This window comes from Amycolatopsis sp. NPDC005232, assembly GCF_040607795.1.
Lineage (GTDB): Bacteria > Actinomycetota > Actinomycetes > Mycobacteriales > Pseudonocardiaceae > Amycolatopsis.
Genome location: NZ_JBEXHL010000007.1, coordinates 170,942 through 186,116, shown reverse-complemented (window position 1 = coordinate 186,116; position 15,175 = coordinate 170,942). Strand labels below are relative to the sequence as shown.

At 72.1% G+C, this 15,175-nt stretch carries 20 protein-coding genes; 9 read left to right on the top strand and 11 right to left on the bottom strand.

All coding sequences use genetic code 11. The features are described 5' to 3' along the window. The first annotated feature begins 103 nt into the window (after window positions 1–103). Window positions 104–538: a DUF6314 family protein gene (locus ABZU76_RS16085; RefSeq protein ID WP_354869714.1), complete on the top strand. Its 435-nt coding sequence runs from the start codon at window positions 104–106 to the stop codon at window positions 536–538. A 41-nt stretch (window positions 539–579) separates the two neighbouring features. Next, window positions 580–963, top strand: coding sequence for a VOC family protein (locus tag ABZU76_RS16080; RefSeq protein WP_354869712.1), 384 nt, complete (start codon window positions 580–582; stop codon window positions 961–963). Between the two features lie 16 nt (window positions 964–979). On the opposite strand, the gene ABZU76_RS16075 is transcribed toward ABZU76_RS16080, so the two are convergent. Continuing rightward, the gene (locus tag ABZU76_RS16075; RefSeq protein ID WP_354869709.1) at window positions 980–1,147 is read right to left on the bottom strand and encodes a hypothetical protein; all 168 of its coding nucleotides are present in this window, start codon (window positions 1,145–1,147) and stop codon (window positions 980–982) included. Window positions 1,148–1,329: 182 nt separating this feature from the next. Here ABZU76_RS16075 and ABZU76_RS16070 point away from each other — a divergent pair, with 182 nt between their 5' ends. From ABZU76_RS16070 to ABZU76_RS16060, 3 genes are all read left to right on the top strand, one after another. Next, window positions 1,330–1,995 (top strand): hypothetical protein, encoded by a 666-nt coding sequence (locus ABZU76_RS16070; protein ID WP_354869706.1) that lies wholly within the window; start codon window positions 1,330–1,332, stop codon window positions 1,993–1,995. Between the two features lies 1 nt (window position 1,996). Next, entirely contained in the window at window positions 1,997–2,467 is a 471-nt protein-coding gene (locus tag ABZU76_RS16065; RefSeq protein ID WP_354869703.1) for a hypothetical protein, read from the top strand. A 104-nt stretch (window positions 2,468–2,571) separates the two neighbouring features. After that, the gene (locus ABZU76_RS16060; protein WP_354869701.1) at window positions 2,572–3,078 is read left to right on the top strand and encodes a DUF664 domain-containing protein; all 507 of its coding nucleotides are present in this window, start codon (window positions 2,572–2,574) and stop codon (window positions 3,076–3,078) included. A 3-nt stretch (window positions 3,079–3,081) separates the two neighbouring features. Here the strand turns inward: ABZU76_RS16060 and soxR are convergent, their stop codons facing one another. Beyond that, window positions 3,082–3,549 (bottom strand): redox-sensitive transcriptional activator SoxR, encoded by a 468-nt coding sequence (gene soxR, locus ABZU76_RS16055; RefSeq protein WP_220242179.1) that lies wholly within the window; start codon window positions 3,547–3,549, stop codon window positions 3,082–3,084. 97 nt (window positions 3,550–3,646) lie between these two features. Here soxR and ABZU76_RS16050 point away from each other — a divergent pair, with 97 nt between their 5' ends. Continuing rightward, window positions 3,647–4,228: an NAD(P)H-dependent oxidoreductase gene (locus ABZU76_RS16050; protein ID WP_354869697.1), complete on the top strand. Its 582-nt coding sequence runs from the start codon at window positions 3,647–3,649 to the stop codon at window positions 4,226–4,228. 18 nt (window positions 4,229–4,246) lie between these two features. On the opposite strand, the gene ABZU76_RS16045 is transcribed toward ABZU76_RS16050, so the two are convergent. The 3 genes from ABZU76_RS16045 to ABZU76_RS16035 are packed head-to-tail and all read right to left on the bottom strand — an operon-like array spanning window position 4,247 to window position 6,839. Next, a complete protein-coding gene (locus ABZU76_RS16045) occupies window positions 4,247–4,729 on the bottom strand; it encodes a hypothetical protein (RefSeq protein ID WP_354869694.1) in 483 nt (160 codons plus the stop codon). Next, entirely contained in the window at window positions 4,726–6,156 is a 1,431-nt protein-coding gene (locus ABZU76_RS16040; RefSeq protein ID WP_354869691.1) for a HAMP domain-containing sensor histidine kinase, read from the bottom strand. Before ABZU76_RS16040 ends, ABZU76_RS16045 begins: the two co-directional genes overlap by 4 nt. Next, a complete protein-coding gene (locus ABZU76_RS16035) occupies window positions 6,153–6,839 on the bottom strand; it encodes a response regulator transcription factor (protein WP_354869689.1) in 687 nt (228 codons plus the stop codon). Before ABZU76_RS16035 ends, ABZU76_RS16040 begins: the two co-directional genes overlap by 4 nt. A gap of 111 nt (window positions 6,840–6,950) precedes the next feature. On the opposite strand from ABZU76_RS16035, the gene ABZU76_RS16030 reads away from it, so the two are divergent. Further along, window positions 6,951–7,856 carry a phosphatase PAP2 family protein gene (locus tag ABZU76_RS16030; RefSeq protein ID WP_354869687.1) on the top strand — a complete coding sequence of 302 codons (906 nt, stop codon included), beginning with the start codon at window positions 6,951–6,953 and terminating at the stop codon, window positions 7,854–7,856. Between the two features lie 73 nt (window positions 7,857–7,929). Beyond that, complete coding sequence (locus ABZU76_RS16025) at window positions 7,930–9,321, top strand: pyridoxal-dependent decarboxylase (protein WP_354869685.1); 1,392 nt, start codon at window positions 7,930–7,932, stop codon at window positions 9,319–9,321. On the opposite strand, the gene ABZU76_RS16020 is transcribed toward ABZU76_RS16025, so the two are convergent. Both ABZU76_RS16020 and ABZU76_RS16015 read right to left on the bottom strand, forming a co-directional pair. Continuing rightward, window positions 9,299–10,270, bottom strand: coding sequence for a pirin family protein (locus tag ABZU76_RS16020; protein ID WP_354869682.1), 972 nt, complete (start codon window positions 10,268–10,270; stop codon window positions 9,299–9,301). The genes ABZU76_RS16025 and ABZU76_RS16020 overlap by 23 nt on opposite strands. Before the next feature lie 125 nt (window positions 10,271–10,395). Further along, window positions 10,396–10,851, bottom strand: coding sequence for a hypothetical protein (locus tag ABZU76_RS16015; protein WP_354869680.1), 456 nt, complete (start codon window positions 10,849–10,851; stop codon window positions 10,396–10,398). Between the two features lie 63 nt (window positions 10,852–10,914). Between ABZU76_RS16015 and ABZU76_RS16010 the strand changes: the two genes are divergently transcribed. Beyond that, complete coding sequence (locus ABZU76_RS16010) at window positions 10,915–11,742, top strand: alpha/beta hydrolase (protein ID WP_354869678.1); 828 nt, start codon at window positions 10,915–10,917, stop codon at window positions 11,740–11,742. 23 nt (window positions 11,743–11,765) lie between these two features. On the opposite strand, the gene ABZU76_RS16005 is transcribed toward ABZU76_RS16010, so the two are convergent. The 4 genes from ABZU76_RS16005 to ABZU76_RS15990 all read right to left on the bottom strand — a co-directional run bounded on the left by ABZU76_RS16005 (window position 11,766) and on the right by ABZU76_RS15990 (window position 15,157). Continuing rightward, window positions 11,766–12,692 carry a Ku protein gene (locus ABZU76_RS16005; RefSeq protein WP_354869676.1) on the bottom strand — a complete coding sequence of 309 codons (927 nt, stop codon included), beginning with the start codon at window positions 12,690–12,692 and terminating at the stop codon, window positions 11,766–11,768. A 62-nt stretch (window positions 12,693–12,754) separates the two neighbouring features. Then, window positions 12,755–13,174 (bottom strand): DUF6292 family protein, encoded by a 420-nt coding sequence (locus tag ABZU76_RS16000; RefSeq protein WP_354869673.1) that lies wholly within the window; start codon window positions 13,172–13,174, stop codon window positions 12,755–12,757. A gap of 184 nt (window positions 13,175–13,358) precedes the next feature. Beyond that, window positions 13,359–13,733, bottom strand: a complete 375-nt coding sequence (locus ABZU76_RS15995) for a response regulator transcription factor (protein WP_354869671.1) — start codon at window positions 13,731–13,733, stop codon at window positions 13,359–13,361. Beyond that, window positions 13,730–15,157 (bottom strand): PAS domain S-box protein, encoded by a 1,428-nt coding sequence (locus ABZU76_RS15990; protein ID WP_354869669.1) that lies wholly within the window; start codon window positions 15,155–15,157, stop codon window positions 13,730–13,732. Before ABZU76_RS15990 ends, ABZU76_RS15995 begins: the two co-directional genes overlap by 4 nt. Between the last annotated feature and the right edge of the window lie 18 nt (window positions 15,158–15,175).

Below are 15,175 nucleotides of genomic sequence, written 5' to 3'. Positions count from 1 at the left end.
CGTTTCCGGTACGAGTGTCCCGCTCGCACCGCACCGGTCACGCTGTGTGTGATCCCCGCCCCGCCACTGCGTCACGCCGCACGCGCGGGCGCAGAATGGCGGGGTGGACTTCGCGATCACCGACCTCGCCGCGCACTTCGCCGGCACCTGGCGGCTCTCGCGCGACATCGTGGCCGCCGACGGCGAGCCGATGGGCGAGGTCACCGGCACCGCGACGTTCACCCGAGACAGTGCCCGCGACGGCGTCCTCGTCTACCACGAGACGGGCGAGCTGCGACTCGCCGGCTACACCGGCCCGGTGAGCCGCACCCTGCTCTACCACCCCGACGGCGCCCGCGCCGCCGTGCATTTCGACCACGGCGGGTTCTTCCACGACCTCGACCTGGCCACCGGCCGGTGGAGCACCGACCACCCGTGCCGTGACGACCTCTACCGCGGCGAGTACCGCGTGCTCGACGCCGATCACTGGCGCCAGGAGTGGGTGGTCGCCGGCCCGGCGAAGGACCACGTGATCACCACCCGCTTCACTCGCGCCTGACCCGCCCGTCGACAGAACCCGCCGAAAGAAGGGGACACCCGATGCGCATCGACCGCCTGGACCACCTCGTGCTCACCGTCGCCGACGTCGAGGCCACGGTGGCCTTCTACACGCGGGTGCTCGGCATGGCGGAGGTGACGTTCAAGGGCGGGCGCAAGGCACTGGCCTTCGGCACCAGCAAGATCAACCTGCACCAGGCGGGCCACGAGTTCGAACCCAAGGCACTGCGCCCGACGCCGGGCAGCGCGGACCTGTGCCTCATCACCGAAAACGCGCTCGACGACGTGATCGAAGAACTGCGCCGGGCGGGCGTGCCGATCGAGGAGGGACCGGTGGAGCGCACCGGTGCGACGGGCGAGATCCGCAGCGTCTACTTCCGTGACCCGGACGAGAACCTCATCGAGGTCAGCAACTACCTCCGCTGAGCAGCCGCGAAACGGCTCAGCGCCGCCGGTTGCGCACGATCAGCAGCAGGACCGCGAGCGCCGCGATGATGCACACCACGGCCAGCAGCGTGCCGGCCCAGCCGGGGATGGGGACGCCGGCGACGGTGTCGAAGCTGGACACGACGCGGAGCGCGCCGGAAGCGAGCCGCACGGTGGTGTCCACGCGCCGTCCTCCCGTCCGCCGGGTTTCGCCCTGATGTCCGAACCGTACCTCATCCGGCGGCTCGCGCTCGGCCACTCGGCCGAAAACGCCGTTCATCCGGCGGCATTCGCGTTTCGCCTGGGCAGCGGCGGGCATCCGAGCGGTACGGGGGGCTCGACAAAATCCGTGAAGGAGTTCGTGCGATGCCCACTTGGCTCATTGTCGTGATCGTCGTGGTCGCCGTCGTGGTGATCGGCGCGGTTGCGTGGCTCGTCGTCCAGGAACGGCAACGAAAACGACTGCAGCAGCAGTTCGGTCCCGAGTACTCGCGCGCGGTCGAGGAGAGCGACAATCCGCGTGCGGCGCAACGGGAGCTGGCCGAACGCGAACGCCGCCACCGCGACCTCGACATCCGGCCGCTCTCGGCTTCGGCGCGCGAGCGCTACGCGCAGCATTGGGCGCTGATCCAGGAGAAGTTCGTGGACCAGCCCGCCGGCGCGCTCGACGAGGCCGACGACCTGCTCGTGGCCGTGATGTCCGAGCGCGGCTACCCGACCGAGGGCTACGACCAGCAGCTTTCCGACTTGTCCGTGCGCCACTCGCGCACGCTGGAGCACTACCGCGCGGCGCACGAGACGCACCGCCGCCACTCGGAAACGGCACTGTCCACAGAGGAACTGCGCTCGGCGATGGTGCACTACCGCACCGTGTTCGAGGACCTGCTGACCGATGAGACCGGCGCCGGAAGCCGCACGGACACCCGTGCCGACAGCCGCACCGACGAGGACACCGTCGAGCGCCGCCGCGAGCACACCGCCGCGCGCGGCGGCACCCACCGCGGCGCCCACGAGCGGAACGGAGACCGCTGACATGACCGACCAGGAGACCCGGGGACTGAGCACCGCCGATCTGGCGGGTGCCGCCGAAAAGCCCCGCACCGAGGAACGCCGGGACGTTCCGGCAGAACGCTCGCGCGAAGTATCCGATGTGGACACTCGTGCTAGGGATGCCGGCGACGTGGACGACCGTGCCCTGGACAGAAGTTCCGCGGACCGGGGCGCCCGCACCGACGGCGCTCCGCCGCTGTTCGAAGGCGGCGACGTCGACCGCTTCCGCAACCGCTGGCAGGAAGTGCAGACCGACTTCGTCGACGACCCGCGCCGCGCCGTGCGTGATGCCGACGAGCTCGTCGCCTCCGTGATCAGCTCGCTGGCCGAGACCTTCGCCGAACACAAGGGCGAACTGGAAGCGCAGTGGCGCGACGGCGAGCCCGCCACGGAGGATCTGCGGATCGCGCTGCGCCGCTACCGCTCGTTCTTCGACCAGCTACTCGGGGCGTAGCCGGCCTGCCGCCGCGCCAGACCGCCGGAATTCGGTGGCGGCGCGGCGGTTTGTGTGCGGCATGATCGGGGTAGCAGGCAGGAACGAACCGAGGAGGACTACGGATGAACGTGGCCGATCTGCTCGTGGACGGCTTCGGCCGGATCCAGGAGGTCGTGCACCAGTCGGTCGACGGCCTGACCGGCGACCAGCTCGTCGCCCGGCCCGGGCCGGGCGCCAACTCGATCGCCTGGCTCGTCTGGCACCTCACGCGCGTGCAGGACGACCACGTGGCCGACGTCGCGGGCACCGGGCAGATCTGGACCGCGCAGGACTGGCACCGTCGCTTCGGCCTGCCCTTCCCGCCGGCGGACACGGGGTACGCGCACAGCAGCGACGACGTCGCCGCCGTGCAGATCGACGACCCCAAGCTGCTGACCGGCTACTACGACGCTGTGCACGAGCACACCGTGGCGTGGGTCGGCGGCCTCGAGGGCAAGGCGCTCGACGCCGTCGTCGACGAGCGCTGGGACCCGCCCGTGACGCTGGGCGTGCGGCTGATCAGCGTGCTTTCGGACGATCTGCAGCACGCCGGGCAGGCCGCTTACGTGCGCGGCCTCGTGTTGGGCTGAGCGTCACGGGTAGCCGTCCCCGCGGTGGTCCGGGAGCCGCCTCGGCCCCGGGCCTTCGCGGCCGAGGCGGTCGCCGGGGTTCGCGAGCCGGCACTTGGTGAGCGACATGCAGCCGCAGCCGATGCAGTCGGTGAGTTGGTCGCGCAGCTGCTCCAGCTGCCGGATGCGCTCGTCGAGGTCCTCGCGCCAGCAGTGGGAAATGCGGGCCCAGTCGGCGCGGGTGGGGGTGCGGTCGTCCGGCAGCAGCGCGAGGACCTCGCGGATCTGCGACAACGGCATGCCCACCCGCTGCGACATCCGGATGAACGTGACGCGTCGCAGCGTGTCGCGGCGGTAGCGGCGCTGGTTGCCCGCCGTGCGCCTGCTGCGGATCAGCTTCTCGTCCTCGTAGAAGCGCAGGGCCGAGGCGGGCACCCCGGTGCGGTGCGCCAGCTCGCCCACGGTCAGCTCGGGCAGCTCCGTCTTGGTCATGCAGGCGAGGATAGCTTGACTTCAAGTGAGCTTGAAGTTCCAGACTCGGTTCCGTGCGGGACACCCGGTCCCGCACGGTGATTCGAGGAGAACAATCGTGTCGGAAGTTCCCGTCCGGGTTGCCGTGATCGTCGGCAGTGTCCGGGAAGGACGGTTCGCGCCGACGGTCGCGAACTGGTTCACCCGCGAGGCCGCCGCGCACGGCGGGTTCGAGGTGGACGTGGTCGACTGCGCCGATCTGGCTCTGCCACTGGCGTTTCCCGCGTTCGGGTCCGAGCCCGCGCCGGAGGTCGGGCGCCTCGCGGCCCGGCTCGCCGCGGCCGACGCGTTCGTCGTGATCACGCCGGAGTACAACCACAGCTACCCGGCGCCGCTCAAGAACGCCGTCGACTGGTTCCGCTCGGAGTGGCAGGCCAAACCGGTCGCTTTCGTGGCGTACGGCGGACTTTCCGGCGGCCTGCGCGCGGTGGAGCACCTGCGCCCGGTCTTCGCCGAGCTGCACGCCGTGACCATCCGCGAGACCGTGAGCTTCCACGGCGCCCACGGCCGGTTCGACGAGTCCGGCAGCCCCACTGACGCCGAATCCACCGGCGCGGCGGTGAAGAAGCTGCTCGACCAGCTGGAGTGGTGGGCGCGTTCGCTGGCCGGCGCGCGGGCCCTGCGGGCCTACCCCGCCTGACCGGCTTCTGTCAGCGGCTCAGAAGGTGCAGAGCGTCGGACCGATGCGTGAATCGGGCGTGACCACCGAAACGCCGCGCAGGTCCACGGGCAGGCCCGCCGCCGACATCGCCGCGACGGTGGTGCAGACCACCTGGTCCACGCCGAGGTAGAGCGGCTTGATCGAGAACGGGATGGACACCGTCGGCGGCACGCTGCCGGTGTCGATCGTGACCTGGCCGTCGCCGGGGAACAGGAGCGAGTAGTACCCGCTCTTCTGCTCGACCGGGCTGGGGCCCTGGAACAGCTCGTTCACTGCCAGCTCCGGCGACACCGGGCTGCCCCAGCTGCGCACGACGGGGGCGAGCTGGCCGTCGACCAGGAAGTAGAGCGTCAGCTGGTTCGCACGGGCGCCGGGGCCGACCGCGGTGGGGGCGGGGCCGGCGGGCACGACGACGGTGGGCTGGATGCCGCACGCGCTCACGAGCAGGAGCACGGCGAGCGCGGTCACGAGCTTCTTCATCGCGCCTCTCCAGGCCGGGGGTGGCGGGGCAGCCACAGGGTGAACCGCGCGCCGGAACCGGTGTTGGCGGCCTCGACGTCGCCGCCGTGCAGCCGGGCGTTCTCCCGCGCGATGGACAGGCCGAGCCCGCTGCCCTCCGAGCGCGCTCGCGCCGAGTCGGCCTTGGTGAAGCGGTCGAACACGTGGGGCAGCACGGCCTCGGGGATGCCGGGACCGTGGTCGGTGACCTCCAGCGTCACGGTGTGGGCGTCGGCGGCCAGGTGCACCTCGACCGGCGGTTCGCCGTGGCGCAGGGCGTTGCCGACGAGGTTCGCGACCACGATGTCGAGCCGGCGCGGGTCGACGGTCGCGACGACACCGGCCGGCAGGTCGGTGACGATCCCGTCGGCGGCGGTCCAGCCGCGCGCGGCGAGGCTGTCGGTCACGCCCTGCGCCACGTCCCACTCCTCCAGCCGCAGCTCGGCGCGCCCGGCGTCGAACCGCGAGATCTCCACCAGGTCCTGCACGAGCCGGGTCAACCGGCGCGTTTCGGTCGAGACCAAGCGCGCGGCGACGGCGGTGTCTTCGGGCAGCTGCTCGGCGTCCTCGTCGAGCACGTCGGTCACCGCGTTCATCGCGGCCAGCGGGGTGCGCAGCTCGTGGGAGACGTCGGCGACGAAGCGGCGCGCGTCGGCTTCCATCTCCCGCAGCGTGCCGACGGTGCGTTCGAGCTCCGCCGCGGTGCTGTTGAACGTGGTCACGAGCTGGGCCAGCTCGTCGGAACCCTTGGCGCGCAGGCGGACGTCGAGCTGCCCGTGGCCGAGCTTGCGCGCCGCGGTGTTCAGCGCGCGCACCGGTCGCAGCACCTGGCGGGCGGCCAGCAGCGCCAGCGCGACGGCGATCGGCAGCGCCAGCGCGGCCGTCTGCCACGCGCGGGTGGCCAGCTGGTCGATCGCGGTCTGCTGGGCGGCCAGCGACACCATCGAGTAGACCTCGACGCCCGTGTGCGCCACCCCGTTGTCGCCGCGCTGCAGCACCGGCATTCCGACCATCAGCAGCGGGGTGTCGCCCTTGATCACCCGCTTGAACTGGATCGTGCCGCCGGCGGCGACCTCCTCGCGCAGGTCGGCGGGCAGCTCCGAGGGGTCGAGCCCCGACCGCGAACGCAGGTCCCGGTAGACCGCGACGGTGGTGCCCTTGAGGTTGTCGGCGAGGTTGTCGAGCTGGCGCTGGTCCGGCGGCAGCGTCATCTGCGGCAGGTACGCGGTCACCTGGTCGCGCAGCTGGACCATGGCCGGGTCCTGCACGCCCTGCAGGATCGTCGTGCGGGCCGTCACGTAGCTGGCGCCGGCCGCGGCGGCCGCGCCGACCAGGGTCATCGCCGCGAAGGACAGCACCAGCCGGGGCCGCAGCCCCGAGAGCCACGGCCGCAGCCGCGGACGCCTCACGAGCGGCCGAACCGGTAGCCGAAGCCCCGCACGGTCTGGACGTGGTCGGGCCGCGCCGGCACGTCCTCGATCTTGGACCGCAGCCGCTGTACACAGGCGTCGACCAGGCGGGAGTCGCCGAGGTAGTCGTGGTCCCACACCGCGGTGAGCAGCTGCTGGCGGCTGTACACCTGGCCCGGCGTGCGGGAGATCTCGAGCAGCAGCTTGAGCTCGGTGGGTGTGAGCGCCACCTGCTCACCGCGCTTCTTCACGAGCATGCCGGCGCGGTCGATCACCAGCTCGCCGTGGCGTTCGACCTCGCCCGCGCGCGCGTCGTGATCGCTGACCGCGCGACGCAGCACTGCGCGGATCCGCGCGTCGAGCACGCGTGGCTGCACCGGCTTCACCACGTAGTCGTCGGCGCCGGCCTCCAGGCCCGCGACCACGTCGAAGTCGTCGCTGCGCGCGGTCAGCATGATGATGGGCACCTCGCCCAGCGCACGCATCCGGCGGCAGGTCTCGAACCCGTCCATCCCGGGCAGCATCAGGTCGAGCACCACGATGTCGGGCAGGTTCTTGCGCACCAGGTCCAGCCCCGCCTCGCCCGAGCCGGCGGTGTGCACCACGTGGCCCTGCCGGCGCAGGGCCAGCTGGAGTCCTTCCCGTACGGCCGCGTCGTCCTCGACCACCAACACCTCTGCCACCCCGGCCATTATTCGGAAAACCGCAGCGTGGGGCGAACCGGGGCGATCTTGTAGCAAAACCATGACACGGCACTGACGGAAGCGCTAAATCCCGCGCCGAGACTCGGGTCCATGGCAGTGACGTTCCCCGAGGCACCCCTGATCACCCCGTCCGGCTCCCCGCGCCACGCGCTCGAGGCGCGGACACCGTCGCGCACCGTGCTGCTCGTCGCGAGCGCGGTGGGCTGCGCGGTCGCGTTCCTCGTGGCGTACCTGCTCTTCGTGCGCACGGCGGCGGGCCAGGAGGCGGAGAACGGCGTGGTGCACAGCGCGCAGGCTACCGACCCGTCCACTGTGGACTGGGCGGTGCCGTTGCGCGACGTGGACCTCGTGGTGCTGCTCGGCGCGGTCGCCGTGCTGGTCCTCGCGCTGGCGTTGGTGCGGCGCCGGTTCGCCCTGGGCGTGACGGCGCTGGTGCTGCTCGCGACCCCGCTGGTCGCCGCGCAGCTGCTCAAGATCTATGTGCTCGACCGGCCCGCCACCCTCGACGGCTACGCGGTCGCGAGCCACAACAGCTTCCCGAGCGGGCACGTCAGCGCGGCGACGGCGGTGCTGTTCGCGCTGGCGGTGGTGCTGCCCGCACGGATGCGCACCTGGGTGCTCGCCGTGGGTTCACTCGGCGTCGCCTGGGTCGCCGCGGCGACCGTCGCGCTCGGCTGGCACCGGCTTTCCGACACCGTGGGCGGCTGCCTCCTCGTAGCCGCAGTGGTGTGTGCCGGCGCGGCGGTCGTCTCGGCCCGGCGGCCCGACGGGCGGCGGGTCCCGGTGCCGGCCACGGTGGCGGCACTGGCGGGCCCGACGGTCGTGGTGCTCGCCGGTTTCGCGGTGCTGGCCTCGGCCACGTCCGAGGCGGCGCAGTTCGTCGCCGCTCTGGTGCTGGCGGGCGTGTCGGCCGTGGCGCTGGTGCTGCTGGTCGCCGGTCCGCTGCGGAAGGTGAACTTCGACCCGGGGCGGGCACGGACGCGCCTGAGCCGCTGAGCGGGCCAGTTCCGGAGGATTGGCCTGCGACGGGCGTGGCCGCGCGCGGCTAGGGTCGCCGCAGGAGGTGGCTGTGTACTCGAAGCTGGCCGAAGACCTCGACGGCCTGCCCGCGCTGCTCGATGCCGCGCGTGAGCAGGCCGGCGAGCTGCTCGCGGGGGTGGCGGACCGTCCGGTGGCGGTGCCGCCGGGGACGTTCGAGCCCGCCGGGCTGCCGGAGGACGGCATGGGCGCGCAGGCCGCGCTCGCGGAGTTCGGGCGCCGCTGGGCGCCGGGGTTCGCCGCGAGCGCCGGGCCGCGGTACCTGGGGTTCGTCACGGGCGGCGCGACCCCCGCGGCGGTGGCCGGCGACTGGCTTACGGCCGCGGCGGACCAGAACCCCGTGTCGTCGCTGGATTCCTCGGCTTCGGACCTCGAACGCGAGACGGTCGGCTGGCTCGCGAAGCTGTTCGGGCTGGGGTCCGAGTTCAGCGGCGCGTTCGTGTCCGGCGCGACGATGTCCAATGTGGTCGGTCTGGCGATCGGGCGCGAGTGGCTGGGGGAGCGGCTCGGCGTCACGGTCGCCGACGCCGGGGTCGCCGCACTCGGCCCGGTCGAGGTGCTCAGCGGGTCACCGCACTCCAGTGCGCTCAAGGCGATGTCCGTGCTGGGCCTGGGCCGCTCGGCCCTGCGGCCGGTGACCGTGCAGCCCGAGCGGGAGGCCGTGGACGTCGAGGCGCTGGACCGGGAGCTCGCCGAGCTGGGCGGGCGGCCCGCGATCGTGATCGCCAACGCGGGCACGGTGAACACCGTCGACTTCGACGACCTGCGGGCGATCGCGGCGCTCAAGGAGAAGTACCCGTTCTGGCTGCACGTCGACGCGGCGTTCGGCGGGTTCGCCGCGCTCTCGCCCGAGCACGCGGGGCTCGTCGAAGGGCTGGAGCTGGCCGACTCCGTGTGCGTCGACCTGCACAAGTGGCTCAACGTGCCCTATGACTCGGCGATCCAGTTCAGCCGCCGGCTCGACCTGCAGGTGCGGGTGTTCCAGAACTCGGCGGCCTACCTCGGCCATCCGGGCGACAACCCGGACTTCGTGCACCGCACGCCCGAATCCTCACGGCGGTTGCGCGCGCTGGCCGCGTGGTGCACGCTCGCCGCGTACGGGCGGGCCGGGCACCGGGAGATCGTGGAACGCTGCGTCGCCCACGCCCGTGACCTCGGCGAACGCCTGGCCGGCACGCCGCAGTGGCGGCTGCTCGCGCCGGTGCGGCTCAACGTCGTGTGCTTCACGCTGGCCGAGAACCTGACACAGGAGCGCATGGACGCCGTGGTGCGCGCCGTCGCCGCCGAGGGCGAGACGTTCGTGACGCCGACGGTCTACGCGGGCGTGCCCGCGCTGCGGGCCGCGTTCAGCAACTGGCGGACCGGGCGCGAGGACGTGGACCGGATCTTCGCGGCGCTCGTCAGGGGTTGCGGCGCGGCTTGATCCGCACGTTGGGCAGGACCGGCGCGGGCAGCCGCGCGGGGTCACCCGGCACCTCGGGGATGGCGCCGAACTGCGACGACTCCGCCTGCCAAGCCTCGCGGTACTCCACGATCTCCTCGTGCGTGCGGGCCACGAAGTTCCACCACATCACGATCTCCTCACCGAACGGCGGCCCGCCGAGCAGCATCACGCGAGCGCGGCCTTCGCCGGTGTTCGCGAGGTCCAGGGTGGCGCGGCCGGTGCCGAGGTAACCGAGGTCGGTGCTGTGCAGGGCCGAACCGGCGAAGGTGACCTCGCCGGTGTCGACGAGCACGCCGTGTTCGTACTCGCGGTCGACGTCGAGCGTCACACGAGCACCGGGCTCCAGGACCAGCTCCGCGCCGAGCAGCGGCGTGAACGTCTTGACCGGCGACGTCTCTCCGGCGAGCGTGCCGAGGAAAACGCGCGCGGTGGCGCCGCCGAGGTCGGTGGCGGGCGGGGCGTAGTGCTGGAAGTCGCGCTCGGCGTGGCGGTGGGCGTCGGGCAGTGCGACCCACAGCTGCACGCCGTGCAGCGTGGTGGTCTCCGGCGTCGACACCTCGGAGTGGCAGATGCCGTGGCCGCCGGTCATGAGGTTCAGCTCGCCCGGGCGGATCATCGCGTGGGACCCGAGGCTGTCGCGGTGCTCGATCTCGCCGGCGAACAGCCAGCTCACCGTCTGCAGGCCGGTGTGCGGGTGCGAGCCGACGGACATGCCGCCGGTCGTGCGCGGGTCGTCGGGCCCGTAGTGGTCGGCGAAACACCAGGCGCCGACGAGCGAACGCTTGCGCTGCGGCAGCGTGCGGCGCACCTTCATCGCGCGCGGCCCGCCCAGCGGCACGTCCCGCGCGCCGAGCACCTCGACCCCGCCGTGGCCGGCCGCGTCGTCCCCGCAGTCCAGGACTCGTGGCTCGGTCTCGACGTTGCTCATTCCTGGTGCCTCCACTCGCGCGGTCGGTTCACCGAAACCTTAGCGGGAAGGCTTGTGCCGCGTCGTTTCCGAGGCGCTGCAGGTTCAAGCGGTGGGTTTGCGCGGTGGGGGTTCGAGACGGTGGCTCAGTCCGAGGAGTTCGGGGTGGCTTCGTGGCCCGCCAGCCCGGGAGTGCGGCTCTCGCGCTTCACGCGGGCCTCGGCGAGGTGGCGGACGCCGCGGGTGAGCGCGCGCACGCGAGTCTCGTGGTCGTGGAACGCGCGGTAGTAGGTGGTGTCGTACTCCTCCACGATCTGGAACGTCCAGCGCCCGTGCAGCACGTTGCGGCCCAGCAGGTGCTCGGTGAGCCGGTCGGCGTGCGCGGCGTGGCCCGCGTCGCGCAGCATGGTGATGCCGTCGGCGAGCTTGCGGTCCGCGGCGCCGGTGAGCTGGTGGAACTCGTAGAGGTGGCCGCGAGCGATCTCGACGGTCTCGAGCGCCTCGGTGATCTTGCCGACCGCGTCCAGTGTCGCGCGGTCGGGTTCGAGGTGCTCGGCCGCGGTGTCGTCGAGCCGGAGGTCGGGGTGCGCGTCTGAGTCCATACCTCGCGAGGTACCCCGTGAACGCCGTTCCCTCACGCGCGCGGGCCGCTAGAGTCGCGGCGCATGGGGACCTCACACGATCTGACCCTCGCCGGCGACCGCGTGTTGCGCGTACACGACAGCGGCCGCGGCGACGCCCTCACGGTGGTCTGGCTCCACGGCACGCCGCAGACCGGAGCGCTGCTGGCACCGGTCCTGCAGGCCGCGGACGCCCGCGGGATCCGGGTCGTCTCCTACGGCCGCCCGGGCTACGGCGGGTCGAGCACGGTGCCGGGCCGCACCATCGGGTCCGCGGCCGAGGACGTGCGCCTGGCAGCCGGCGCGCTGGGTCTCGGCCGCTTCGCGGTGGTCGGCGCTTCGGGCGGCGGGTCGCACGCGCTGGCGGCCGCCGCGCAGCTGCCGGACCGCGTCACCGCGGCCGTGGCGCTGGCCGGGGTCGCGCCGTACACCGAGGACTTCGACTGGTTCGCCGGCATGGCCGACCCGACTTCGCTGCGCGCGGCCCGCGAAGGCCGCGAAGCGCGGATGGCCCATGCGCTCACGCACGAGTTCGACCCGGAGAGCTTCGTCGCGTCCGACTGGGCGGCGCTGGAAGGCGCGTGGGGACCGCTCGGCGCCGACGCCGGGGAAGCCGGCGGTGCGGGCCACGACGGAGAGGTCGACGACGACGTCGCCTACGCATCGGACTGGGGCTTCGAGCTCGCCGACGTGCGCACGCCGGTCCTGCTGGTGCAAGGCGGTGCCGACCGCGTGGTCCCCGCGTCGCACGCACAGCACCTGCTGGCCCACCTGCCCGACGCCCAGCTGTGGCTGCGGCCCCGCGACGGGCACATCTCGGTGCTCAGCGCGCTGCCCACCGCGCTCGACTGGCTGCTCGCGCAACCCCGGTAACTCCCGGTGTCCTCCGCGGACGGTCAGGACGCCTCTTCCAGCGCCCGTTCGAGATCCGCGCGCTTCATCTTCGAGCGGCCCTTGATCTCGCGTTCCTTGGCCAGCTCGTCGAGCTCGGCCTTCGTGAGATCCGCGAGCTGCGGCCCCTTCTCCTTCTTGCCGCGCCGTTTCCCGTTCTTCACGCTGCGCTGCAGGGCCTCGAACAGGTCGACCACCTTCGTCGGCTCCGCGGCTTCGGTGGCCGGCGTGACCTTGTCGCCCTTGCGCTTGGCCTCGATCAGCTCGTGGACGCGGTCGGTGAACGTGTCGCGGTAGTCCTCGGGCCGCCAGTCCTCCGTCAAGGCCTCGATGAGGTCCACGGCCATGTCGAACTCCCTGCCGCGCGCCGGCGCCTTCTCCGGCAGGTCCGGCAGCGACTTCTCCCGATCCCGCAGGTCCGCGGCGAAGTGCAGCGTGTCGAGCAGCATCACCCCGTCGCCGGCCCGCACGAGCGCCAGGTACTCGCGCCCGCGCAGCACGAACTTGGCCACGCCCGCCTTGTCCGTCTTCGCCATCGCCGTCAGCAGCAGCGAGTACGGCTTGTCGTAGTCGGAGCTCGCGGGGGCGAGCCAGTAGGTGCGGTCGAAGAACATCGGGTCGATGTCGGCGAGGTCGGCGAACGCCTCCACGTCGAGCGACTTGCTGCGCCCGGGGGCGATCTCGTCGAGCTCCTCGGGCTCGATCAGCACGTAGTCTCCGTCGTCGAGCTCGTAGCCCTTCACGATCTCGGCCAGCTCCACCTCGTCGCCGGTGCGCTCGTTCACCCGCCGGTAGCGGATGCGGTCGCTCGTGCCGCGCTCGAACTGGCGGAAGTGCACGGTGTGGTCCTCGATCGCGCTGTAGAGCCGCACCGGCACCGTCACCAGGCCGAGGGTCAGCGAGCCGCTCCAGACGGGCCGTTTCGGTGCCATGACGCGCTCCTTTCCCGACCGGGGACTACCCGCTTTCGCCCGCGCCGACGCATCACCCCGCGTCAGGCCAGGCGTTCCAGCAGCTCGTCGTGCCCGCCCGCGCGGCGCAGCTTGCGCGGGTCGGGGTGGCCGAGGGAGTGGTCGGCCGCGCGCAGCGCCCCCAGGAAGCACTCGACGGCGGCGGGCTCGGCGAGCACGTCGTCACCGTCGAGGTAGGCCAGCACGATCAGGTCCTCCCCGCACGAGGCCTCGATCGCCGCCGACCAGCCGTGCACCTCGTCCCACAGCAGCGCCAGGTCCCGGTCGGGGAACCGCTCGAGCCGCCGGTCGAGGGCGACGTAGGCCGAGACGGGCACGTCGAGGTCGACCGTGCAGGACTCCAGTCCCACGCCGACCGCGGCGGCCACCCGGGAGAGGTAGCCGCGCAACGCGCGGTCGAAGCCGTGGTCCACGCCGAGGTCCGCATCCACGAAGCTGCTCACGACGGACACCCTCTCTGTCGCCGGGGAAGGGGATCGCCCAGGGGCGAGCGACGGCTACTCGGTTCCGGGTCGCGTCACACCCCATTTTCGGGTGAATTTCCTGCCACACGGGCGATCCGGTGCACAGTGGCTCCGATCGGACGCACGCCGGTCCCGGGGACCGGAACCCCTCGTGAGCGCGCGGCTACCGTCCGGCCAGCCGCCGCACCGCCGCGACGATCTCGCGGTTCGGCACACCCTTCGCGAGGTACTCGACGGCGCCCGCGCTCTCCATGGAGGCCATGGACGCGTGGTCGGAGTAGGCGGAGAACGCGAGCACCGCCGTCCCCGGGCAGCGTGCCGCGATCTCGCGCGCGGCGCGGGCCCCGCCTCCGCCGGGCATGCGCACGTCGAGCACCGCGACGGCGGGCCGGTGGCGCTCGGCGAGCGTGATCGCGTCTTCGGCGTCGCGTCCGACTCCGACGACCTCGATGTCGGGCTGCTCGTCGAGCACCTCGCGCAGAGCGTCGCGGATCATGTCGTCGTCGTCGCTGATCACGACGTGCAGGGGGCCGGTCACCGCTGCTCGTCCGGGGCGCTCGGCAGCCAGAACTCCACGGTCGTCCCTTCACCGGGTTCGCTGGACATCGACCACCAGCCGTCGGCCGATTCGGCGCGTTCGCGCATCTCGATCAGCCCGAAGTGGTCGCGGCCGGGGTCGGTACCGGTGACGGCGGTGCCGACGCCGTCGTCGGTCACGCGGAACAGCGTGCCACTATCCACTGTGGACAACGAAACCTCCACTCGCGACGCGCGGGCGTGCTTGTGCACGTTGGTGATTGCTTCCTGGCAGATCCGGTACCCCGTCACGGCGGCTTCCGAGGTGGGCTCGGCCGTGAGGTCGTGGCGCAGCGTGTACGCCAGCCCCCAGCCGGGCAGGACCTCTTCGAAGTGACCGGTGAGCGCCACCACGAGCCCGTGGCGGTCCAGGTCCGGCGGACGCAGCCGGGAGACGAGCGTGCGCAGCCTGCCGATCGCCGCGCGCACCGACTCGTCGAGCGTGTGCACGCCCTCGCGGTGCTCCTCGGGCAGCCGGTCGGCCAGCAGCTGCAACCGCATGCTGACGGCGACCATCGACTGGATCGAGTCGTCGTGCACGTCCCATGCGATGCGCCGCCGCTCCACCTCCTGGGCGTCCACGAGGTGGCCGACGAGCCGGCGCCGCTCGCCGAGAGTTTCTTCGGCGATGCGGCGTTCCGTCATGTCGCGGGTGACTTTGCCGAAGCCGCGGTGGTTGCCGGCGTCGTCGAACAGTGCGGTGATCACGACGTTGGCCCAGAACCGGGTGCCGTCCTTGCGCAGGCGCCAGCCTTCGTCTTCGAGCCGGCCTTCGGCAAGGGCGGTTTCGAGCTCACGCTCGGGCTTGCGCGCGGCGATGTCCTCGGCGGGGTAGAACACGGAGAAGTGCCGGCCGATGATCTCGTGGGCGCGGTAGCCGTTGATGCGCTGGGCGCCGGCGTTCCAGCTGATGATGTGGCCGCCGGTGTCGAGCATGAAGATGCCGTAGTCGACCACGTCCTGCACCAGCAGGCGGAAGCGCTCCTCGCTCTCGCGCAGGGCCTGTTCGGCGGCACGGCGTTCGGTCATGTCGCGGGTGACCTTGCCGAACCCCCGGTGGTTTCCCTCGTCGTCGAACAGCGCGGTGATGACGACGTTGGCCCAGAACCGGGTGCCGTCCTTGCGCAGGCGCCAGCCTTCGTCTTCGAGCCGCCCTTCGGCGAGCGCGGTTTCGAGTTCGCGTTCGGGTTTGCGCGCGGCGATGTCCTCGGCGGGGTAGAACACGGAGAAATGCTGCCCGATGATGTCCTCGGCCCGGTAGCCCTTGATGCGTTCGGCGCCCGCGTTCCAGCTGACGACGCGGCCGGTCGGGTCGAGCATGAAGATCGCGTAGTCGAGAACGCCGCGCACCAGCATGCCGAGGTCGTCGCCGGCGGGTTCGTCCATGCCCCAACTCTGCCCCAT